At 70.4% G+C, this 20,962-nt stretch carries 21 protein-coding genes; 14 read left to right on the forward strand and 7 right to left on the reverse strand.

Annotated elements, in window-relative coordinates; translation table 11 throughout:
- Positions 1–220 precede the first annotated feature (220 nt).
- Together OHT77_RS21500 and OHT77_RS21505 are read right to left on the reverse strand one after the other, a co-directional pair.
- The gene (locus OHT77_RS21500; protein WP_328830163.1) at positions 221–1,057 is read right to left on the reverse strand and encodes a zf-HC2 domain-containing protein; all 837 of its coding nucleotides are present in this window, start codon (positions 1,055–1,057) and stop codon (positions 221–223) included.
- A complete protein-coding gene (locus OHT77_RS21505) occupies positions 1,054–1,605 on the reverse strand; it encodes an RNA polymerase sigma factor (protein WP_328830164.1) in 552 nt (183 codons plus the stop codon). The genes OHT77_RS21500 and OHT77_RS21505 overlap by 4 nt, the downstream gene beginning before the upstream one ends.
- A gap of 199 nt (positions 1,606–1,804) precedes the next feature.
- Between OHT77_RS21505 and OHT77_RS21510 the strand changes: the two genes are divergently transcribed.
- The 12 genes from OHT77_RS21510 (at position 1,805) to pstB (ending at position 14,433) form a co-directional block, all read left to right on the forward strand.
- The gene (locus OHT77_RS21510; RefSeq protein WP_266770841.1) at positions 1,805–2,191 is read left to right on the forward strand and encodes a GntR family transcriptional regulator; all 387 of its coding nucleotides are present in this window, start codon (positions 1,805–1,807) and stop codon (positions 2,189–2,191) included.
- Positions 2,188–3,078 (forward strand): ABC transporter ATP-binding protein, encoded by an 891-nt coding sequence (locus tag OHT77_RS21515; protein WP_266770839.1) that lies wholly within the window; start codon positions 2,188–2,190, stop codon positions 3,076–3,078. The genes OHT77_RS21510 and OHT77_RS21515 overlap by 4 nt, the downstream gene beginning before the upstream one ends.
- Positions 3,075–4,106: an ABC transporter permease gene (locus tag OHT77_RS21520; protein ID WP_328830165.1), complete on the forward strand. Its 1,032-nt coding sequence runs from the start codon at positions 3,075–3,077 to the stop codon at positions 4,104–4,106. The genes OHT77_RS21515 and OHT77_RS21520 overlap by 4 nt, the downstream gene beginning before the upstream one ends.
- The gene (locus OHT77_RS21525) at positions 4,103–4,861 is read left to right on the forward strand and encodes a hypothetical protein (RefSeq protein ID WP_328830166.1); all 759 of its coding nucleotides are present in this window, start codon (positions 4,103–4,105) and stop codon (positions 4,859–4,861) included. Before OHT77_RS21520 ends, OHT77_RS21525 begins: the two co-directional genes overlap by 4 nt.
- Positions 4,858–5,808: a hypothetical protein gene (locus OHT77_RS21530; protein ID WP_328830167.1), complete on the forward strand. Its 951-nt coding sequence runs from the start codon at positions 4,858–4,860 to the stop codon at positions 5,806–5,808. Before OHT77_RS21525 ends, OHT77_RS21530 begins: the two co-directional genes overlap by 4 nt.
- A 265-nt stretch (positions 5,809–6,073) precedes the next feature.
- On the forward strand, positions 6,074–8,308 hold the full coding sequence (locus OHT77_RS21535; RefSeq protein WP_328830168.1) for an RNA degradosome polyphosphate kinase: 2,235 nt from the start codon (positions 6,074–6,076) through the stop codon (positions 8,306–8,308).
- Entirely contained in the window at positions 8,289–9,443 is a 1,155-nt protein-coding gene (locus OHT77_RS21540) for a CHAD domain-containing protein (RefSeq protein WP_328830169.1), read from the forward strand. The genes OHT77_RS21535 and OHT77_RS21540 overlap by 20 nt, the downstream gene beginning before the upstream one ends.
- A 41-nt stretch (positions 9,444–9,484) precedes the next feature.
- Positions 9,485–9,925, forward strand: coding sequence for an NUDIX hydrolase (locus tag OHT77_RS21545; protein WP_328830170.1), 441 nt, complete (start codon positions 9,485–9,487; stop codon positions 9,923–9,925).
- A 349-nt stretch (positions 9,926–10,274) separates the two neighbouring features.
- Positions 10,275–11,408 (forward strand): phosphate ABC transporter substrate-binding protein PstS, encoded by a 1,134-nt coding sequence (pstS, locus tag OHT77_RS21550; protein WP_328830171.1) that lies wholly within the window; start codon positions 10,275–10,277, stop codon positions 11,406–11,408.
- Positions 11,409–11,516: 108 nt separating this feature from the next.
- Positions 11,517–12,527, forward strand: coding sequence for a phosphate ABC transporter permease subunit PstC (gene pstC / locus OHT77_RS21555; protein ID WP_328830172.1), 1,011 nt, complete (start codon positions 11,517–11,519; stop codon positions 12,525–12,527).
- Entirely contained in the window at positions 12,524–13,585 is a 1,062-nt protein-coding gene (gene pstA, locus OHT77_RS21560; protein WP_328830173.1) for a phosphate ABC transporter permease PstA, read from the forward strand. Before pstC ends, pstA begins: the two co-directional genes overlap by 4 nt.
- 71 nt (positions 13,586–13,656) lie before the next feature.
- The gene (pstB, locus tag OHT77_RS21565; RefSeq protein WP_328830174.1) at positions 13,657–14,433 is read left to right on the forward strand and encodes a phosphate ABC transporter ATP-binding protein PstB; all 777 of its coding nucleotides are present in this window, start codon (positions 13,657–13,659) and stop codon (positions 14,431–14,433) included.
- 427 nt (positions 14,434–14,860) lie between these two features.
- Here the strand turns inward: pstB and OHT77_RS21570 are convergent, their stop codons facing one another.
- Both OHT77_RS21570 and OHT77_RS21575 read right to left on the reverse strand, forming a co-directional pair.
- Complete coding sequence (locus tag OHT77_RS21570) at positions 14,861–15,859, reverse strand: inorganic phosphate transporter (RefSeq protein WP_328830175.1); 999 nt, start codon at positions 15,857–15,859, stop codon at positions 14,861–14,863.
- 7 nt (positions 15,860–15,866) lie between these two features.
- Positions 15,867–16,487, reverse strand: a complete 621-nt coding sequence (locus OHT77_RS21575) for a DUF47 domain-containing protein (RefSeq protein WP_266770821.1) — start codon at positions 16,485–16,487, stop codon at positions 15,867–15,869.
- Between the two features lie 197 nt (positions 16,488–16,684).
- Between OHT77_RS21575 and OHT77_RS21580 the strand changes: the two genes are divergently transcribed.
- Positions 16,685–17,038, forward strand: coding sequence for a metal-sensitive transcriptional regulator (locus OHT77_RS21580; RefSeq protein WP_328830176.1), 354 nt, complete (start codon positions 16,685–16,687; stop codon positions 17,036–17,038).
- 20 nt (positions 17,039–17,058) lie between these two features.
- Here the strand turns inward: OHT77_RS21580 and OHT77_RS21585 are convergent, their stop codons facing one another.
- Positions 17,059–17,241, reverse strand: coding sequence for a hypothetical protein (locus OHT77_RS21585; RefSeq protein ID WP_328830177.1), 183 nt, complete (start codon positions 17,239–17,241; stop codon positions 17,059–17,061).
- Positions 17,242–17,348: 107 nt separating this feature from the next.
- Positions 17,349–18,224, reverse strand: a complete 876-nt coding sequence (locus OHT77_RS21590; RefSeq protein ID WP_328830178.1) for a hypothetical protein — start codon at positions 18,222–18,224, stop codon at positions 17,349–17,351.
- A 394-nt stretch (positions 18,225–18,618) separates the two neighbouring features.
- On the opposite strand from OHT77_RS21590, the gene OHT77_RS21600 reads away from it, so the two are divergent.
- Positions 18,619–20,190, forward strand: coding sequence for an FAD-dependent oxidoreductase (locus OHT77_RS21600; protein ID WP_328830180.1), 1,572 nt, complete (start codon positions 18,619–18,621; stop codon positions 20,188–20,190).
- 73 nt (positions 20,191–20,263) lie between these two features.
- On the opposite strand, the gene OHT77_RS21605 is transcribed toward OHT77_RS21600, so the two are convergent.
- Positions 20,264–20,959, reverse strand: coding sequence for a phosphatase PAP2 family protein (locus tag OHT77_RS21605; protein ID WP_328830181.1), 696 nt, complete (start codon positions 20,957–20,959; stop codon positions 20,264–20,266).
- Between the last annotated feature and the right edge of the window lie 3 nt (positions 20,960–20,962).

Raw genomic sequence — 20,962 nt, forward strand, 5'->3', positions numbered from 1 at the left:
GAGGTTCGGAGATGTCGGAGGTTTGGAGAAGTCGGAGGTTCGGTGGTGCGGAGATGTCGGAGGTTCGGTGGTGCGGAGATGTCGGAGGTTCGGTGGTGCGGAGCTGCTGAGGTTCAGCGGTGTGCGTTCGTGCGGGCAGGCCGAAGTGCCCGGTCGCGCGCGGTGAGTTGAGAGGGCGGGGCGCACTTCGTGCCGTCCGCCTTGTGGAGGGGAGCCGGGGTCACGCCACGCCTGGGAACGCCCCCGGCCGTGTGTCGAAGCGGTCCCGCAGGAGGTAGAGGAGTCCGGCGGCGAGCGCGGCCACCATCGCGGCCACCCCCTGGCCCGCCGGGGTGAAGGGTGCGAGCGTGCCGCCGTGGATCTCGTAGGCGGCGAGCAGAGAGAGGGCCCAGGCGCCGCCCACCAGGGACGGTGCGAGGACCGGGCCGAGGCGGGGGATGAGGGCGAGGCCGGTGGTGGTGAGGGCGAGCGCGGGCAGCAGCCAGCCGAGGGCGCGCAGGCCGTACTCGGGCAGGGCCAGGGTCGCCAGGCCGTTCAGGCCGAGGCAGGCGACGAGGACGGCGACCGTGCGGATCATGAGGAGCCGGAAGCCGTGCAGCGGGGCGACGACGGCCATCTCGTAGGTCGGGTCGAACCTCGGGCCGTAGGAGAGGGCCACTCCGCCGAGCGGCAGGAGAGGGGCGAGGACCAGGAAGAGGGTGGGCGAGACCGAGGCCTGCTGTGCGTTGGTGACGAGCACGGTCATCACGAGCAGCGCGACGACCGCGCCGAGCCACGATCGGCGCAGCACCGGGGTCGCCGAGAGCAGCCGTGCCGTGTGGTCGGCCACGCCGACCCTGACCAGCAGGGATTCGAGCAATCCCCTTTTGGGGGCGTCGAGTTCGGCGTCCAGGCGTTCCCAGCCCGCGTCGAGCGCCACCGGGTCGGTGACGGACGCCAGCAGGGCCCGGCAGTCCGCGCACTGGGCGAGATGGGTGTCGGCGGACCAGAGCAGGGGCGGTGCCAACTCGCCCCGCGCATAGGCGCGTACGTCGTCTTCGGCCACATGCCAGGTCATGCCAGCTCCTCCCGCAGTTGCTTACGGGCCCGCATGGCCCGCGTCTTGACCGTGCCGGCCGGGATGCCCAGCAGCACGGCGGTCTCCCGGGTGGTCAGCCCGTCGATCACGGTGGCCTGGAGGACCGCCCGCAGTTCCGGGGAGAGCCGGACCAGCGCCCCGGCGAGGTCCCCGTGCTCAACCCCCGCGAGCACGCGTTCCTCCGCCGAGGCCTCGTCCCGGTGCCGCAGCCGCGTCAGCGCCTGCCGCAGCCGCCCGCGCGCCCCGTCACCGCGCAGGAGATCGATCAGCCGCCGCGACCCGATCCGCCACAGCCACCCGGCAGCGTCTTCGGAGGACCCGTCCTCCCGGTAGCGGGCACTGCCCCGCCACACCGCGAGAAACGTCTCCTGTACGACGTCGTCGACCATGCCGGCGTCGGCGCACCGGCCGCGCAGCCTGGCGGTCAGCCATGGCGCGTACCGCCGGTACAGCTCTTCGAACGCGCGCCGGTCGCCGTCCGCCGCGATGGCCCGCAGCAGCTCCCCGTCGCTTCCCGTATCGCTCACGTCTCCTCATCGGACGAGCCCCGCCGATCGGTTCACGGATCGGCTCATGAATCTCCGTGGACCTCTGCCGGCCTGTGTCTGCGTGCGTCTGCCTGCGTCTGCCTGCGTCTGCCTGTGCCGAACTCTCTCGTCTTGACTTTCTCAGGCCCCTTGTACCACCCTTTCACTACTCAATTAGTGAAAGGGTGGTGGAACCCCAGTGGTCGAGTACCGCATCGACCGGCACAGCGGCGTGGCCACCTATGTACAGATCGTCCAGCAGACCAAGCAGGCCCTGCGCCTGGGCATGCTGGAGCCCGGCGACAAGCTGCCCACGGCCCGCGAGGTCGTCGAGGCCACCGCCATCAACCCCAACACCGTCCTCAAGGCCTACCGCGAGCTGGAGCGCGAGGGCCTGGTCGAGGCCCGCCGGGGTCTGGGCACCTTCGTCCGCCGCGGCCTCAGCACCACGCCCGCCGACTCGCCCCTGCGCACCGAACTCGACGACTGGGCGGACCGCGCCCGGGCCGCCGGACTGGGGCGCGACGACGTCGCCGCGCTCTTCACCGCCGTACTCGACAAGCACTTCCAAGGAGAACCTTCATGACAGGCACCGCCGCGATAGAGGCCGCCGCGCTCGGCAAGCGGTTCGGCCGGCGGGGAGGGTGGGCGCTGCGTGACTGCGCCTTCCGGCTGCCCGCGGGGCGGGTCTGCGCGGTCGTCGGCCCGAACGGCGCCGGCAAGTCCACGCTCCTCGCGCTGACCGCCGGACTGCTGGCCCCCACCGAGGGTTCGATAGCCGTCCTCGGCGAACGCCCGGGCGCCGCCCGCGAGCGGGTCGCCTACGTCGCGCAGGACAAGCCCCTCTACACCCAGCTCACGGTCGCCGAGACGCTCCGCATGGGCGCCGACCTCAACACCGACCGCTGGGACGCCTCCGTCGCCGAACGCGTCGTGGCCGACGGGGACCTGAACCCGAAGTCCGGGATCCGCTCGCTCTCCGGCGGGCAGCGCACCCGGGTCGCGCTCGCCCTCGCGCTGGCCAAGCGGCCCGAACTGCTGCTCCTGGACGAGCCGATGGCCGACCTGGACCCGCTGGCCCGGCACGAGATGATGGGCCTCCTCATGGCGCAGGCCGCCGAGTCCGGCACCACCATCGTGATGTCCTCGCACGTGGTCGCCGAGCTGGAGAACTCCTGCGACCACCTGCTCCTGATCGGCGACGGACACGTCCGCCTCGCCGGGGACATCGACGACCTGCGGGACGCCCACGCCCTGGTCTCCGCCCCGGCCGACGCCGTCGACCTCGACGCGCACACGGTCGTCGAGTCCCGCACCACCGGCCGCCAGCTCACCGCCCTGATCCGCCCGGCGGCCCCGCTGCCCGCCGGCTGGCAGGCAGGCCCGCCCTCGCTGGAGGAGCTGGTCCTCGCCTACCTGCGCAACCCCGCGGCCCCCACCGCCCCCGTCAAGACCGAGGAGACCGTCGCGTGACCGCGCTCGCCACCCCCGCGCCCCCGGCCGCGGCCCGCCGTCCCGCGCGCCCGCACCTGCTCCGCTGGCTGATCCGGCTGCACCGCCCCGCCCTGCTGGGCTGGCTCGGCCTCGTGCTCGTCCTCGGCGGCCTCCTGCTGTGGCTGGGCGGCCCGCTGACCGACGCGTCGGCCGCCGCGTGGAAGCAGTACGCCGCCTGCTCGCCAGGCCGCGAGTGCCGGTACGACGCGAGCGCGATCGGCCGTTACAAGGACTGGTACACCTACACGACCGTCGCCGTCCTCGCCGTCCCCTTCCTGGTCGCCGCCTGGTCCGGCGCGACGCTGACCAGCCGCGAACTGGAGAACGGCACCGCGCAGCTGGCGTGGACCCAGTCGATCTCCCCGGCCCGCTGGCTCGCCTTCAAGCTCGCCGTCCCGGCCGTCCTGATCGCCGTCGGCTCCGGCCTGCTGGTCGGGCTGCACCACTGGGCGTGGTCGAGGAGCCAGGGCCACATCGACACCGCCAAGAGCTGGTACGACGTCGGCACCTACGCCGCCAACGGCACCGCCACCGCCGCCATGGCCCTGGCCGGCCTGGCGATCGGCGCCCTCTTCGGCCTGCGCAAGCCCAACTCCCTCGGCTCGCTGGTGGGTTCACTGGCCGGCACGGGGTTGCTGTGGAGCGTCATGGCCATCGCCACGCCCCATCTGTGGCCCACGGTCACCCAGCTCAGCAGCCTCAAGCACGACCGCCCGGCGGGCTCCGGCATCGTCATCGAGCAGGGACTCGTCACCTCCACCGGCGCACACATCGCCGACCCGCAGTGCGGGACCATCGACTACGCGCCCTGCAAGGCCGTCTACGGCAAGCTCGACGCCGTCAGTTACTACAACGAGTTCCACCCCCAATCCCACTACTGGCCCCTCCAGTTGACGGCCACCGCGATCATCCTCGCGGTCACCGCCGCCCTGACCGTGGTCGCGTTCCGCCTCCTCCAGCGCCGGACCGGACCGACGGCGCCCGCACGCAAGGCGGCCGCCGCATGACCGCCCTGCCCCTGAGCCCCACCGCCCGCCCGCGCAGCGCCGCCCTGCGGCTGCACCGGCCGGCGCTGATCGTGTGGGGTGTGTTCCAACTGCTCGCGGTGGGCGCCCTGTTGTGGGTGCACCTGTTCCGGGCACCGGCTGCGCGGCAGGACCACTTCGCCTCGTACTTCGTCCTCACCGACGTCAACAACGTCATGAACTTCCTTGGTGACGTGCTCAGTTACGTCTCCATAGCCGTCGCCGCCTGGGCGGGCGCCGCACTCGTCGGCCGTGAACTGGAGGACGGCACCGCCCGGTTGGCCTGGACCCAGTCCGTCACCCCGGCCCGCTGGCTGACCGTCAAGCTCACCGCGGCGGCGCTGCCCCTCGTCGCCGGTACCACCCTGGTGGGCCTCCTCTTCGCCTGGGTCTGGACCTCCGGCCAGGACGTCCTGGTCACCAACTGGTCCTGGGACCGCGTCCTCGTCCCGGCCGGCCCGCTCTCCGTCGCCCTGGTCGTCTTCGCCCTCGCCGCCGGCACCCTCGCCGGAGTCGCCCTCCGCCGCGCGCTGCCCGCGCTCGCGGTGGCGGCCGGGGTCACCTACGCGGCCCGGTACTTCTTCGGCCGCACGTGGGACGACATCTGGCCCACCCGCCACTTCTGGCCGGTCCAGCTCACCGCGACCGCGCTGCTCCTCGTCCTCGCCGCACTCGCCCTCGCCGCCGCGTACGCACTGCTCGGCCGGCGTACGAACATCAAGGGAGCCGCCGTATGACCGCACTCGCCGCGGACCCGGTGGTCCGCCCGAGACCGGCCCGCGCGTGGCGCGCCGTGCTGCGGCTGCAGCGGGGCGCCCTGATCGGGTGGGGCGTGTACGTCGCCGTCGTCTCGGGGCTGCTGCTGTGGGCCTACGGCCCCGGCGGGAGCGCCGCGCAGGCCGACTGGCGGCGCAAGTGCACCGCGCACGGCTGCGACTGGAGCGGCGCCATCAGCCTCTACCACGCGGCCCGCGCCGTCGCCGAGTTCGCGATCGGCTGGGCGCCCTACCTCGCCGCGATCTTCGCGGGCGCCGTCCTCGCCCGCGAACTGGAGCGCGGCACCACCCGCCTCGCCTGGACCCAGGGCGTCTCCCCCACCCGCTGGCTCGCCACCACCCTCGCCGTACCGGCCGCGCTCGTCGTCGCGGGCAGCACCCTGATGGTGCTGCTGCACCGGCTGCTGTTCGACGCCCACCTGGTGCCGGTCAGCTGGCACTGGTGGAACGACGAGACCTTCACCGCCAACGGCACCCTCGCGATCGTCTACCCGCTGCTCGGTCTCGCCGTGGGCACCCTCGCGGGCCTGCTCATGCGCCGCGCGCCGTCCGCGATCGGCCTCTCGATCGCCGCCATGGGCCTCGCCCGCACCGCCCTCACCTACGCCCGCCCGCACCTGTGGCCGTGGGTGACCCGCACCAGCCCCCTGAACACCGGCTACGACGCCCCGCGCAACGTCCTCGTCGGCGACCGGGGCGCCGTCACCTCCGGCGGCGGCCACGTCCCCGACCTGTGCTTCGAGCAGGCCAAGTGCCTCAAGACGGCCGACGTCACCGGGTACTACGTCCAGTACCACCCCGCCTCCCACTTCTGGCCCCTCCAGCTCGTGGAGACCGGCATCGCCCTGGCCCTCACCGCCCTGGTCCTCGGCGCCGCCTTCACCCTGCTGCGCCGCCGCACGGCCTGACCGGATCCCCCCTCACCGCGGCTCCCAGGTATCCGTTACGTTCGTTTCCGTGCCGTAGACGTCCGGGAGCCGCCCCCCGATATCCCGCACGCCATGTCGCCGTAACCAACGGTTCAGACGGGCTTGCGAGGCTCGGCCAATGCAGCCCGCCGTGCCAGAGCCTTCGCCGCCTCCCGAGGCGCACGGGAGCAACGGGGCCGTCGTCCCGCTCCTTCCGGCGCTGTCCGACGCGCCTGTATCACCGGTGGCGCGGAACAATGGGCACATGAGCAGCCAGCCCAACGCCCAGGCACAGGTCCAGCACGCGCAGCCCTCCGTGGGCTCCATAGCCGCGCACCGCCCGCACACCGTGTCGGCGGCGGTCTCCGATCTGGAACCCGACATCGACGCCGACCTCGACGAGTACGAGGAGTCGCCGTACGACGGGCCCCAGCTGCCGCAGGGCCGCTTCCTGGACCGGGAGCGCAGCTGGCTCGCGTTCAACGAACGGGTCCTGGAACTCGCCGAGGACCCGAACACCCCGCTGCTCGAACGGGCGAACTTCCTCGCCATCTTCGCCAGCAACCTGGACGAGTTCTTCATGGTCCGGGTGGCCGGCCTCAAGCGCCGTATCGCCACCGGTGTCGCCACCCGCTCCGCGTCCGGCCTGCAGCCGCGCGAGGTGCTGGAGATGATCTGGGCCCGCTCACGCGAGCTGATGGCCCGGCACGCCGCCTGCTACCACGAGGACATCGCCCCCGCGCTGGCCGAGGAGGGCATCCACCTGGTCCGCTGGAACGAGCTGACCGAGAAGGAGCAGGCCCGCCTCTTCACCCTGTTCCGGCACCAGATCTTCCCCGTGCTGACCCCGCTGGCCGTCGACCCCGCGCACCCCTTCCCGTACATCTCGGGTCTCTCGCTGAACCTCGCGGTCGTCGTACGGAATCCGGTCACCGGACACCGCCACTTCGCGCGCGTCAAGGTGCCGCCGCTGCTCTCCCGCTTCCTGGAGTCCTCCCCCGGCCGGTACGTCCCGCTGGAGGACGTGATCGCCGCCCACCTGGAGGAACTCTTCCCGGGCATGGAGATCCTGGAGCACCACGCGTTCCGGCTGACCCGCAACGAGGACCTCGAGGTCGAGGAGGACGACGCCGAGAACCTGCTCCAGGCCCTGGAGAAGGAGCTCATGCGGCGCCGCTTCGGGCCGCCGGTGCGCCTGGAGGTCGAGGAGTCCATCGACCGCGAGGTGCTCGACCTGCTGGTCCGCGAGCTGAAGATCAGCGAGGCCGAGGTGTACCCGCTGCCCGGTCCCCTCGATCTGACCGGCCTCTTCCGGATCGGCTCGCTGGACCGGCCCGAGCTGAAGTACCCGAAGTTCATCGCGGGCACCCACCGCGACCTCGCAGAAGTCGAGTCGGCCTCCGCGCCCGACATCTTCGCCGCCCTGCGCAACCGGGACGTGCTGCTGCACCACCCGTACGACTCGTTCTCCACCTCCGTCCAGCGGTTCCTGGAACAGGCGGCCAACGACGACGACGTCCTCGCGATCAAGCAGACCCTGTACCGCACCTCGGGCGACTCCCCGATCGTCGACGCGCTCATAGAAGCGGCCGAGGCCGGCAAGCAGGTCCTCGTCCTGGTCGAGATCAAGGCCCGCTTCGACGAGCACGCCAACATCAAGTGGGCGCGCAAGCTGGAGGAGGCGGGCTGCCACGTCGTCTACGGCCTGGTCGGACTCAAGACCCACTGCAAGCTGTCGCTCGTGGTCCGCCAGGAGGGCGACACGCTCCGCCGCTACAGCCACGTCGGCACCGGCAACTACCACCCGAAGACGGCCCGGCTCTACGAGGACCTCGGCCTGCTGACCGCGGACCCACAGGTCGGCGCCGACCTCTCGGACCTCTTCAACCGGCTCTCCGGCTACTCGCGCCGCGAGACCTACCGCCGCCTGCTGGTCGCCCCCAAGTCCCTGCGCGACGGCCTGATCGCCCGGATCAACAAGGAGGTCCAGCACCACCGTGCCGGGCGCCCCGCGTTCATCCGCATCAAGGTCAACTCGATGGTGGACGAGGCGATCATCGACTCGCTCTACCGCGCGTCCCAGGCGGGCGTCCAGGTCGACGTGTGGGTGCGCGGCATCTGCGCGGTGCGGCCCGGCGTCCCCGGCCTGTCCGAGAACATCCGCGTACGGTCCATCCTCGGCCGCTTCCTCGAACACTCCCGCGTCTTCGGCTTCGGCAACGGAGGCGAGCCCGAGGTGTGGATCGGCAGCGCCGACATGATGCACCGCAACCTCGACCGTCGGATCGAGGCCCTCGTCAGGGTCACCGACCCGGCCCACCGCGCCGCGCTCAACCGGATGCTGGAAACCGGTATGTCGGACACCACCTCGTCCTGGCACCTGGGCCCGGACGGCGAGTGGACCCGGCACGCGACCGACGCGGAAGGCCAACCCCTGCGCAACGTCCAGGAGATGCTCATAGACGCCCGGAGGCGCCGGCGTGGCACAGCAACACCTTGACCCGACGGACCCGGCCGCGGCCAGGCCCTCCCCACCCGACCCCGGCCGGGCGGGCGGGGCCGCCACAGGTGACGCCCTCGCGGGCTACCTGCGGGCCCAGGCCACGGAGTTCCTCCGTGCCCTGCGACTGCACCGGGAGACCGGCAGCGGGCAGAACGGCACGGAGGAGTCCGTCGACGCGGCGCGCGCCCTGCGCCACTCGGCCCGCCGCATCAGCGGCAGCCTGCACACCTTCCGGCCGCTCCTCGACAGCGACTGGTCCGAGGAGATGCGCCCCGAACTGGCATGGCTCTCGGGCACATTGGCCCTGGAGCACGCCTGCGCGGCCCGGCTGGAGCGGCTGCTCCTCGCACTGCACCGGCTCTCCGGCTCGGCGGCCTTCCCCGCCCAGTCGGCGGCCTCCGCGGTCGGCGGCCGGGTCACCGGCGCGGGCCGCGGCATCCCCGCCCCCGCGGGCGCCCGAGCCCCCGGCACCGGCCCCGCCACGACCCCCACGGCCACCGCCGAACGCGGCAACCTCACCGTGGGCGCGGCCAAGGCGGGCGCCCTGCTGGAACGCCAGCTCACCCTGGCCAGGACCCGGGCCCACTCCACCGCGCTCCAGGCGCTCGGCTCGTCCCGCTTCCACGCGGTCGCCGACAAGGTCGCCGTACTGGCCAGCGAGGTCCCGCTGACCCCGGCCGCCGCCACGGCCGACCTGCGCCCGCTGGCCACCGCCGCCGGGGAACGCCTCACCGACGCGGTCACCGCACTGCCGCTGGTCACCGCCGGGCACCCCTACAACGCCGAGGCCCTCATCCACGGCCTCTCCCCCGACCCGGCCCCGCACCCCCAGGACGGCCCCTGGCACCAGGTCCGGCTGCTGCTGCGGCTGCACCGCTACGCCGGTGAGGTGCTGCACGGGGACGGCGCTCCGGCGGACGTACGCCTGCTGGCGGCCGGCCAGGCCCTCAATCTGCACCGGGACGCCTCGGAGGCCGCCGCGGCGGCCGCGTCGGCCGCCCGTACCCCGCGGATCGCCCCGGCGACCGCGTACGCGCTCGGCGTGCTCCACGCCGACCAGCGCCACGAGGTGGAGGCGGCCCGCTTCGCCTTCCAGCAGTCGTGGCAGAAACAGGCGGTGGGCACCCCCTGACCGCCTGCACCAACCCGCGCGGAGGAGACGGTGAACGACCAGTGACTTCCACGAACGACACCACCGTCCAGGCGGCCGGCTGCGTCCTGTGGCGCCGCCCGGCCGCCGGGGATCTCGAACTGGCGCTGGTCCACCGGCCCAAGTGGGCCGACTGGTCGTGGCCCAAGGGCAAGCTCAAGCGCGGTGAGACGTTCGAGGAGGCGGCCCGCCGCGAGGTGCTGGAGGAGACCGGCTACACCTGCCGGCTGGGGACGCGGCTCCCCTCGGCCCAGTACCTCGACCACCACGGGCGCCCGAAAGAGGTCCGCTACTGGGCGGCGGAGGCGACCGGCGGCACCTTCGCACCGAACGACGAGGTCAACGCGCTGCGCTGGCTGAGTCCCGACGAGGCCCACGAACGGCTCTCCTACGAACGGGACCGGGACCTGATCTCGCTGGCCCTCATCGCCATCGCCACGGACGAGGACGGGCGGGAACGGTGAAGAGCGCGCGCGGCTCTCCCCGGAGGCCGCCCGGAACCGCCCCGGAGGCCGCCGGAAACCGCCTCACCCAGCCGGGGGAACGCCCCCTCGTGGACGCGCTGCGGACCGCTCCACACCTGGCATAGTCCGGAATCAGCCCGTGTCCTCGACGTGAGCGTTCCGTGACCTAACCGCACCGCCCACAGGGGTTCACCCTCCGTTCACTTATGCCCATAGGCGCCTTCACCTGTTCTGCCTAATTTCGGCCTTACGCGATGCGAGCCGCGACCTGGGGGTCGCCACCCGCGTCACCCCGTCTTCGCACGCCGCCGTAATTCAGGACGGCGGCTCTCGGAAGGAACTCTTTCAAGTGAAGCTTCAGCGCATGAACCGGCGGGCCCTCACCCTCGGTGCTCTCGCCGTCTCCGGCGCCCTGGCCCTCACGGCGTGCGGCTCTGACGACAACGGCGGCTCGTCGAGCAGCAGCAGCTCCTCGTCGTCGGCCAACGCCAGCTCCGCCAACTGCGGCACGGCGAAGAAGGGCCAGCAGCTCCTCGCCGACGGCTCGTCCGCGCAGAAGAACGCGATCGACGCGTGGGTCAAGGCCTTCAGCCAGGCCTGTGGCGTCCAGATCAACTACAAGGGCGGCGGCTCCGGCGCCGGTGTCACCTCCTTCAACCAGGGCCAGCTGGCCTTCGCCGGTTCCGACTCGGCGCTGAAGCCCGAAGAGGTCACCGCCTCGAAGAAGGTCTGCTCCGGCGGCCAGGGCATCGACCTCCCGATGGTCGGCGGCCCGATCGCGCTCGGCTACAACGTCCCGGGTGTCGACAACCTGGTCCTGGACGCCCCGACGCTCGCCAAGATCTTCGACAGCAAGATCACCAACTGGAACGACGCGGCGATCAAGAAGCTGAACCCGTCCGCCAAGCTGCCCGACCTCAAGATCCAGGCGTTCCACCGCTCGGACGAGTCCGGCACCACGGACAACTTCACCAAGTACCTGATCGCCACCACCGCCGACAACTGGAAGTACTCCGGCGGCAAGGCGTGGCAGGCCAAGGGCGGCCAGTCCGCCGCCGGCTCCGCGGGCGTGGCCCAGCAGGTCAAGGCGACCTCGGGTGCCATCGGCTACTTCGAGCTCTCCTACGTCGGTGACGGCGTCAAGGCCGTCAGCATCAACACCGGTGCCGCCGCCCCGGTCGCCCCGAGCACCGACAGCGCGACCAAGGACATCGCCGACGCCAAGGTCGTCGGCACCGGCTCCGACCTGTCGCTCAAGCTGAACTACAACACCAAGGCCGAGGGCGCCTACCCGATCACCCTGGTCACGTACGAGATCGTCTGCGACAAGGGCAACAAGGCCGACACGCTGCCCGCGACGAAGGCGTTCCTCACCTACATCGCCAGCGAGGAGGGCCAGAAGGTCCTCTCCACCATCGACTACGCGCCGATCCCCGACGCGATCATCACCAAGGTTCGCAGCACCATCGCGAGCATCAGCTAGTCCGAGTGTGCGGCCGGGTCCCGCTCCAGGGGCCCGGCCGCACCGTCCGGTGCACCGCCGCCACGGACCGCACACCGCACGTGTGGACCCGCAGACCGGAGAATCCCGATGGATATATCTACGAAGAACCCCGAAGAAGCACCGCCCCCCACCCCCGAACCCTCGCCCGCGGAGCAGAAGCGCGCAGCCCGCGGCGCCACCCGACCCGGTGACCGGATCTTCCTCGGTCTCTCCCGCGGGTCGGGCATCTTCCTGTTGGTGATCATGGCCGCGATCGCGGTCTTCCTCACCTATCGCGCCTCCCTCGCGATCAGCAAGGACCACGCGAACTTCCTCACCACCTTCGAGTGGAACACCAACCTCGTGCCGCCGAAGTTCGGCATCGCCGTCCTGGCGTTCGGCACCGTGGTGTCCTCGATCATCGCCATGGTCATCGCGGTCCCGATCGCGGTCGCCATCGCCCTCTTCACCACGCACTACGCCCCGCGCAAGCTCCGCGGCCCGGTCTCCTACGTCATCGACCTGCTGGCCGCCGTACCGTCCATCGTGTACGGCCTGTGGGGCGCCCTGATCCTGGTACCGCACATGATCGGGCTCTACGGCTGGCTCAACGACTTCTTCGGCTGGACCGGGATCTTCTCCTGGGAGGGCGGCGCACCCCGCTCGATGCTCACCGTCGGCATCCTGCTGGCGATCATGATCCTGCCGATCATCACCAACGTCAGCCGCGAGGTCTTCCGCCAGGCCCCGCAGATGATCGAAGAGGCCGCCCTCGCACTCGGCGCCACCCGCTGGGAGGTCATCCGCATGGCGGTGATCCCCTTCGGCCGCTCCGGTGTGATCTCCGCCTCCATGCTCGGCCTCGGCCGCGCGCTCGGCGAGACGATGGCCGTCGCCACCGTGCTCTCCCCCGACTTCATCATCCACGCCAGCCTGCTCAACCCGGGCGGCGGAACCTTCGCCCAGAACATCGCCAGCAAGTTCAGCGAGGCGACGGCGGACGGCCGGGACGCGCTCATCGCCTCCGGTCTCGTCCTGTTCGTCATCACCCTGCTGGTCAACGGCGCGGCCCGGCTCATCATCGCCCGCCGCGCGGAGTACTCGGGGGCCAACGCATGAGCAACGCAGCCGTAGCCGAGAAGCCCGTGAGCACCCTGCAGGGCGCCACCCTCCCGAAGTGGTCGCCGTACGCGATCGCCGGCGGCTCCATCGTCCTCGCCGTCCTCATCGGCCTGGTCGGCAGCCTCGACAGCAAGATCCAGTGGGGTCTGATCGCGGCCGTCCTCTTCGTCCTCGGCACCTACGTCATCGCCGCGCGCGTCGAGGGCACCCGCCAGGCCAAGGACCGGATCGCGACCAGCCTGGTCTGGGTCGCCTTCATCCTCGCCGTCATCCCGCTGGTCTCCCTGCTGTGGACGACGATCAAGCGCGGTGTGAAGGTCCTCGACCCCTACTTCCTGACCCACTCGATGGGCGTCGTCGCCGACACCGAGCCCGGCGGCGGCATCTACCACGCCATCATCGGCAGCCTGGAGCAGGTCGGCCTCGCCACCCTGATCGGCGCCCCCATCGGAGTGCTCACCGCGATCTACCTCGTCGAGTACGGACAGGGCGCCCTCTCCAAGGCGGTCACGTTCTTCGTCGACGTCATGACCGGCATCCCGTCGATCGTCGCGGGCCTGTTCATCCTGTCCCTGATGCTCATGTGGGACATGCAGCCCTTCGGCTTCGCGGGTTCCTGCGCCCTGGCCATCCTGATGATGCCGGTCGTGGTCCGCTCCACCGAGGAAATGCTCAAGCTCGTACCGAACGAGCTGCGCGAGGCATCGCTCGCCCTCGGCATCCCGAAGTGGCGCACGATCCTCAAGGTCGTCCTCCCGACCGCGATCGGCGGCATCACCACCGGCATCATGCTGTCGGTGGCGCGTATCGCCGGTGAGACCGCGCCCGTCCTGCTGCTGGTGTTCGGCAACCCGTTCATCAACAACGACCCGTTCCACGGGGCACAGGCGTCGCTGCCGCTGTACATCTACCAGCAGTTCGCGCAGAGCGCGGGCTCCGGTGCGGCCTACGACCGTGCCTGGGCCGCGTCCCTCACCCTGATCGCCTTCGTGATGATCCTCAACCTGGTGGCCCGCGGCATCGCCCGCTGGAAGGCCCCCAAGACCGCTCGCTGACGTAACACCACGCGGCTACCGCCGCACGGGGCCCCTCCAGCGACACACAGACTTTTGGAAGTGAAGTAGTCATGGCGAAGCGAATCGACGTAAGTGGGCTGACGGCCTACTACGGCTCCCACAAGGCGATCGACGACATCTCGATGACGGTCGAGCCCCGCACGGTGACGGCCTTCATCGGCCCCTCCGGCTGCGGCAAGTCGACCTTCCTGCGCACCCTCAACCGTATGCACGAGGTCACCCCCGGCGGCCGCGTCGAGGGCAAGGTCCTCCTGGACGACGAGGACCTCTACGGCCACGCGATCGACCCGGTGTCCGTGCGGCGCGAGATCGGCATGGTGTTCCAGCGCCCGAACCCGTTCCCGACGATGTCGATCTTCGACAACGTGGCGGCGGGGCTCCGGCTGAACGGCAGCTACAAGAAGAGCGAGCTGTCGGACGTCGTCGAGAAGTCCCTCAAGGGCGCGAACCTCTGGAACGAGGTCAAGGACCGCCTGAACAAGCCCGGTTCCGGCCTGTCCGGTGGCCAGCAGCAGCGGCTGTGCATCGCGCGGGCGATCGCTGTGGAGCCCAAGGTCCTGCTGATGGACGAGCCCTGCTCGGCCCTGGACCCGATCTCCACCCTCGCGATCGAGGACCTGATCGGCGAGCTGAAGGAACGCTTCACGATCGTCATCGTGACGCACAACATGCAGCAGGCGGCGCGCGTCTCGGACCGTACGGCCTTCTTCAACCTCGCGGCGGTCGGCCAGCCCGGCAAGCTCATCGAGATCGACGACACGGAGCGGATCTTCTCCAACCCGTCGGTCCAGGCCACGGAGGACTACATCTCGGGCCGCTTCGGCTGACCCGAGCCGTCCTCTCCCGACCCCTCGCGGTGCTGCATGGCGGTGCCACCGCGAGGACGAAAAGGGCCCGCCCCTGGCTCCCGGGGGCGGGCCCGTTCGTTGTGCGGGGGGGGTGGGTGGGCTGAGAGGCAACCGCGGAAGGCCGTGCGTCCGTGCGGGCCGGTGGGGGTACCTGTCACCGGTTTCCCACCCACCCACCCGTTTGCGGTGGGTCGAGAGGTGGGCGAGCCAAATCACCCGGGTCACACGGCGACCAGCGTCTCGACTCGCTTGCCCGCCCAGCCGTTTACTCGGCAGGCCGAAAGGTCGAGCGCTCAAGCGCTCAGCAACCCCGGCCCATTCGCCCCGCCTCTACGGCACCCTCCCAGCCAACCGCAAACGGGTGGGTGGGTGGGAAACCGAGGGGCCAGGGGGCGCAGCCCCCGGCCTACAGGAAGGCCAGGTCGACCACCCAGAATGAGAACGCCGCCACGATCGCCGCCGCCGGCATCGTGATGAACCAGCCCAGGACGATGTTCTTGGCGACACCCCACCGCACGGCATTCACCCGCTTCGTCGCCCCGACACCCATGATCGCCGAGGTGATGACATGGGTCGTGGAAACCGGCGCCTTGAAGAGATACGCGGTGGTGAACATGATCGCCGCCCCCGTGGTCTCCGCAGCGAACCCCTGCGGCGGATCCAGCTCAATGATCTTCCGCCCCAACGTCCGCATGATCCGCCACCCCCCGGCATACGTCCCCAGCGACAGCATCAACGCACAGACGATCTTCACCCAGACCGGAATCGGGTCCTTGTACGTCGAGTGGCCGGAAATCACCAGCGCCATCACCACGACACCCATGGTCTTCTGCGCGTCCTGAAGCCCGTGCCCGAGCGCCATCCCCGCGGCCGACACGGTCTGCGCGATCCGGAACCCCCGCTTGGCCTTGTGCGGATTCGACTTCCGGAAGATCCACATGATCGCGGTCATGACGAGATAACCGCCGACGAGCCCGACCACCGGCGACACGAACATCGGCACGATGATCTTGTCGACGACCCCGTGCCAGATGACATCCGTACCGCCGGCCAGCGCGGCCCCCACCATCCCGCCGAACAACGCGTGCGAGGACGACGAAGGCAGCCCGAAGTACCAGGTCACCAGGTTCCAGGTGATCGCACCGATCAGGGCGGCGAAGAGGATCCCCATCCCCTTCGACCCCTCGGGCGTCTCGATCAGCCCCTCGCTGACGGTCTTGGCGACCCCGGAACCGAGAAACGCACCGGCGAGGTTCATCACGGCGGCCATCGCGAGCGCCGCCCGAGGCGTCAGCGCCCGCGTCGAGACCGACGTGGCGATGGCGTTGGCGGAGTCGTGAAAACCGTTCGTGTACGTGAAGAAGAGCGCGACCAGAATGGTCACGATCAGAGCGAAGGTGTCCATGGAGAGGTCAGGACTCCTTGACGGCGATGGTCTCCACCGTGTTCGCCACGTGCTCGAACGCGTCCGCCGCCTCCTCCAGCACATCCACGATCTGCTTGAGCTTCAGGACCTCGATGGCGTCGTACTTGCCGTTGAAGAGCTGGGCGAGCAGCTTGCGGTGGATCTGGTCGGCCTGGTTCTCCAGGCGGTTGACCTCGATCCAGTACTCGGTGAGGTTGTCCATCGTGCGCAGGTTGGGCATGGCCTCGGCGGTGAGCTCGGCGGCCCGCGCCAGCACCTCGATCTGCTGCTCGACGCCCTTGGGGAGTTCCTCGACGTTGTAGAGGACGACCAGGTCGACGGCCTCTTCCATGAAGTCCATGATGTCGTCGAGGCAGGAGGCGAGGTTGTAGATGTCCTCGCGGTCGAAGGGCGTGATGAAGGAGGAGTTCAGCTGATGGAAGATCGCGTGCGTGGCATCGTCACCGGCGTGTTCAGCGGCCCGCATACGCTCTGCGATCTCGGCCCGGCCGGCGGTGTCCGCCCCGAGCAGTTCCATGAGGAGTTTCGAGCCCGTGACGATGTTGTCCGCGGACGCGGCGAACATGTCGTAGAAGCTCGTCTCCCTGGGGGTCAGACGAAAGCGCACAAGGGGTCCTCGGGATGCATCGGTTTCGGTCAGGCTGATGCTAAGTGCATCATCCGGCCACGGCTAATGGGCCGTCCCCCAGTGTCGCCCATCAGGCACAGTGATCCGCACGGGGGCGTACCAAGGGCCCTATACCCAGCAAAGTTCGTTACGATATACCCACTAGGGGTATACGTCTGGAGGACGCGATGGACGCGATGACGACCACTGAGGCCGGCGCGGCGGCGGCGCCTTCCGGACCGGCGGGCGAAGCGGCCCACGAGCCGGTGACGCACGGTTACCACAAGCAGAAGGACGAGCACCTCAAGCGCCTGCGCCGGATCGAGGGCCAGATCCGCGGTCTGCAGCGCATGGTCGACGAGGACGTCTACTGCATCGACATACTCACCCAGGTGTCCGCCTCCACGAAGGCGCTGCAGTCGTTCGCGCTGCAGCTCCTGGAGGAGCACCTGAGGCACTGCGTCGCCGACGCGGCCGTCAAGGGCGGCGAGGAGATCGACGCGAAGGTCGAGGAAGCGACGAAGGCGATCGCCCGTCTGCTCCGCACCTGACCCCCAGCCCCTCCGGTCCGTCAGTCGCCGGCCCCGCCGCGGGCGTCCCGTTCCTCGGCGACCTTCAGCACCTCGTCGATGCTCTCCAGGCTGAGCCGGTCCTGGGCGGCCGAGGCCGCGATGATCAGGTCGCCGCACAGCTCGATCTCGGCGAGGGCCACGTGGTCCTGAACTGCCGTACCGCCGACCGGAGCCACGTGCATCACCTCTTCTCTGCCGTCACCGACTTCCTAGAGTAGGGAGCGGTCTACACAACGCGCATGGCACGGACGGGCTAGTCCGCACCCGGACTCACACCGATCGGTTCCGGTCACTTCTCGGCGATCTGCCCGGCGTAGATGTCCTTCGACGCCGGAAGTCGTACGTCCGCGGCGACCCCGAAGTCGTACAGCAACGTCGTCGAGGTGACCGCCACCGTGCTGTGGCGCTGCCCGTTGACGAAGCTGAACCGCTGCCCGAGCTTGCGGACGCGGCCCTGGTCGTCGAGGTAGACGTCGAACGGTACCCGCGCGGTGGCGAACCCTTTCGCCGCCGACCTCAGAGCCGCCTCGTTCCCCGCCGAAGCACTGCGCGCCGCGACGGCGAGATCGGCGACCCCCCGATAGTGACGCACCGGGGCCCCGGCCACCTCCGTCTTCCCGAGATACGTCGCCGTAGTCGTCCCGCGCAGCAGCTCGGCGGCGGCGTACGGATCAGTGGCCCCACCCGTCACGAGGTTCCCGTCGGACAGCGTCCCGGTGTCGACCCGTACCCATTTGTCCGCGGGCACTCCCGCACCCCGGTTCTTCATGAACAGGGCGCCGGGCGCGAGGAGTTCGGTGATCGGCCGGTGCTCGCTGGTGCCCGCCGGGTCCTGCGGCAGCTGCACCTTCAGCCGGCCGAGCCGGCGCCGGAAGTCGTAGACGCCCTCGCCGCGGATGGTGACGCGGGTGCCGCCGGTGGCCATCTCCATGGACGTACGGGCCTGTGAACTCCCCGCCGCCGTCAGGGAGTCGGCCGCCCGCCGCACCACCGCGACCGGGTCCCCGGCACCGCGCGCGTCCGCGCTCGCCACCCCGTCACCGCTGCATCCGCCGGCCCCGACACAGACCCCGACCACGAGCCCCGCAGCGACGACCGCCCCGGCCGCTCTCCCCCGGTCCCGGCTCCGCTCGACCGGGGTGACCCCCACCTGCTGCCGCTCCATAGCCTGCCGTACCCCCGGTACGTCGTCACGGGAACCCCGTCGTTCCGCTTAACGACGGGTGGGTGACCCCGTCACGCGGACCCGGTGCCGGGCCGCCGGGATACGCCCGCCATACGAACCCTTTACGCAACCTCGGTACCGTGGTCGATGTGGCGCAGCAGGACGATGGACAGGCTTCCCCCGTACATCCCGAACACAGCACGACGACGGTCGAGCAGGGCCCCTTCTGCTTCGCCCGCTGCGTCTGCGGCTGGAGGGGCCCGGCGAGACGCGCGAGAAGCCAGGCCAGGACGGATGCCACCGGGCATCTGCCTGTTCCGAACCTGTGACATGACCACGAGAACTTGTGGGGTCCGACCCGTATCTCACTTCACGGAACCCCACAGGAGGCGAAATGCAACGGCGTTCGTTCATAGGCGGCGGCGTGGCCGCGATAGCGGCGGCCGCGGCCACCGCGTGCAACGGCAAGAACACCGGCGGCGGTGACTCGTCCGCGACGGCGACCAGCGCCTCCACCTCGACGAGCACACCGGGCCTGCGCACCACCACCGCGGCCGCCGCGGCCAACTGGTCCGCCCTGGCCCGCGAACTGGACGGCACCCTGGTCCGCCCCGGTGACGCCTCCTGGAAGACGGCCCACCAGCTCTACAACACCCGCTTCGACTCCCTGAAGCCGGCCGCGGTGGCGTACGTCGCGAACCCCGACGACATCCGCTCGGTCCTCTCCTACGCCCGCGCCCACAGCATCCGCGTCGCGATCCGCAACGGCGGCCACTCCTACGCCGGCTACTCCTCCGGCGACGGCCGCCTCATCCTCGACGTGTCGAAGCTGAACAAGATCCGGGCGAGCGGCTCCTCCGCGGTCGTCGGCGCCGGCGCCAAGCTGATCGACGTGTACCGGGGTCTCGCGGCGAAGGGCATGACCATCCCCGCCGGTTCCTGCCCGACCGTCGGCGTCTCCGGCCTCACCCTGGGCGGCGGCCACGGCGTGGTCTCCCGGGCGTACGGCCTGACCTGCGACAGCCTCACCCAGGCCACGCTGATCACGGCCGACGGCAAGCAGGTGGTGGCCAACGCCACGGAGAACAAGGACCTGTTCTGGGCGCTGCGCGGCGCGGGCAACGGCAACTTCGGCGTGGTGACCGAGCTCCAGTTCAAGACCCACCCCGCGCCCCAGGCCGTATCGGGCTATCTGACCTGGCCCTCGTCGAAGGCGGCGGCCGTGGTGAAGGCCTGGCAGGAGTGGGGCCCGAACCAGCCCGACGAGATCTGGTCGTCCTGCCACCTGACGAACACCCCGGGCGGCACCCCCAAGGTCTCAGTGGCCTGTTTCTCGCTGGGCACCTACACGGAACTCCAGAACGCGGTCGACAAGCTGGCCCACCTGGTCGGCGGCAACGCGTCGAGCGTCTCGCTGAAGCGGCACACCTACGAGGAGTCGATGGAGGCGTACGCGGGCTGCACGTCCTTCTCGACGGACGCCCAGTGCCACCTGCCGGGTTCGACCCCGGGCCGCTCCCCGCAGGGCGCGCTCGGGCGGGAGACCTACGTGGGCCGCTCCGACTTCTTCGACCGCTCGATCTCGGCCACGGGCATCCAGACGATGCTCAACCAGCTGAAGGCGGTCCGCGGCAACTCCGGCGACATCGCCCTGACGGCCCTCGGCGGCGCGGTCAACCGCGTCTCCCCCACGGCGACGGCCTTCGTCCACCGCCGCTCGCGCATGCTGGCCCAGTACATAGTCTCCTGGCCCGCCGGCACGGCCGGCTCCTCGGCCCAGTCCTGGCTGACGTCCTTCCACACCGCCATGAAGCCCTACGCCTCCGGCGCGGCCTACCAGAACTACACGGACCCGACTCTCACGAACTGGCGCAAGGCGTACTACGGCGACGCGGCCACCCGCCTGACAACGTTGAAGAAGCAGTACGACCCCGCTCACTTCTTCACGTACCCGCAGGGGTTGTAGGGGGACGAGCCGGGGCGGAACTCGTCAGCCCCGGCAAGGCGCACCCCCTAGGGGCGCGAGGCTGTGTCGGCCATCACGCCGCGAGGTCCCGCTCCTCGGCCTCGGACGCCTCGGTCCGCGCCCCCGGAATCACAACCCCCCGCACCCCACCCGAGGAAACAACCCACCCACCCCAAGCCGACCCCTCGACCGCCTTCAGCACCGGCGTGAGCAGAGCCATGGCCAGCGGAGACAACAGCAGAGCGACAGCCGTACCGAGCGCGAACCCACCGATCACGTCGGTCGGATAGTGAACGCCCATGTAGACCCGGCAGAACCCCTCGACCAGCGCGAGCCCGATCCCCGCCATCCCGAACCGCCGATCCGCCACGAACAGGGCAACCCCCATCGCCATGGTGATCGTGGCGTGATCGCTCACGAACGAGTAGTCGGTCTTCCCGGAGATGAGGACATCGAGCCCGGTGTGGTCGAGGAAGGGCCGAGGCCGCTCCACGAACCCGCGTATGGGCACATTCACGAGGACAGCGAGGGACGCGGCGATCGGCGCCCACACGAGTCCGGCGACGGACGCAGCCGCGTCCTCGCCTCCCCGCCGCCGCACGGACCACCAGCACCACACCACGAGCAGCACCATCGCGACCAACAGCCCGTACTCACCGACGAACTCCACGACCCGGTCGAACCAGTGCGGTGCGTCCTTCGCGAGTCCATTGATGTCGTAGAGCAGATCGACGTCGGGGTTCGACCCGGATTCGGCGAGTACAGCCATGGT

Origin of the sequence: Streptomyces sp. NBC_00252 (assembly GCF_036187565.1) — a bacterium.
In the GTDB taxonomy this organism is placed as follows: Bacteria; Actinomycetota; Actinomycetes; order Streptomycetales; family Streptomycetaceae; genus Streptomyces.

Excerpts from the sequence above, each read along its gene's own strand:
- OHT77_RS21500 (WP_328830163.1), bottom strand. The coding sequence starts at position 1,057 with ATGACCTGGCATGTGGCCGAAGACGACGTACGCGCCTATGCGCGGGGC.
- OHT77_RS21515 (WP_266770839.1), top strand. The coding sequence starts at position 2,188 with ATGACAGGCACCGCCGCGATAGAGGCCGCCGCGCTCGGCAAGCGGTTC.
- OHT77_RS21525 (WP_328830166.1), top strand. The coding sequence starts at position 4,103 with ATGACCGCCCTGCCCCTGAGCCCCACCGCCCGCCCGCGCAGCGCCGCC.
- OHT77_RS21530 (WP_328830167.1), top strand. The coding sequence starts at position 4,858 with ATGACCGCACTCGCCGCGGACCCGGTGGTCCGCCCGAGACCGGCCCGC.
- OHT77_RS21535 (WP_328830168.1), top strand. The coding sequence starts at position 6,074 with ATGAGCAGCCAGCCCAACGCCCAGGCACAGGTCCAGCACGCGCAGCCC.
- pstC (WP_328830172.1), top strand. The coding sequence starts at position 11,517 with ATGGATATATCTACGAAGAACCCCGAAGAAGCACCGCCCCCCACCCCC.
- pstA (WP_328830173.1), top strand. The coding sequence starts at position 12,524 with ATGAGCAACGCAGCCGTAGCCGAGAAGCCCGTGAGCACCCTGCAGGGC.
- pstB (WP_328830174.1), top strand. The coding sequence starts at position 13,657 with ATGGCGAAGCGAATCGACGTAAGTGGGCTGACGGCCTACTACGGCTCC.
- OHT77_RS21570 (WP_328830175.1), bottom strand. The coding sequence starts at position 15,859 with ATGGACACCTTCGCTCTGATCGTGACCATTCTGGTCGCGCTCTTCTTC.
- OHT77_RS21580 (WP_328830176.1), top strand. The coding sequence starts at position 16,685 with ATGACGACCACTGAGGCCGGCGCGGCGGCGGCGCCTTCCGGACCGGCG.
- OHT77_RS21585 (WP_328830177.1), bottom strand. The coding sequence starts at position 17,241 with ATGCACGTGGCTCCGGTCGGCGGTACGGCAGTTCAGGACCACGTGGCC.
- OHT77_RS21590 (WP_328830178.1), bottom strand. The coding sequence starts at position 18,224 with ATGGAGCGGCAGCAGGTGGGGGTCACCCCGGTCGAGCGGAGCCGGGAC.
- OHT77_RS21600 (WP_328830180.1), top strand. The coding sequence starts at position 18,619 with ATGCAACGGCGTTCGTTCATAGGCGGCGGCGTGGCCGCGATAGCGGCG.
- OHT77_RS21605 (WP_328830181.1), bottom strand. The coding sequence starts at position 20,959 with ATGGCTGTACTCGCCGAATCCGGGTCGAACCCCGACGTCGATCTGCTC.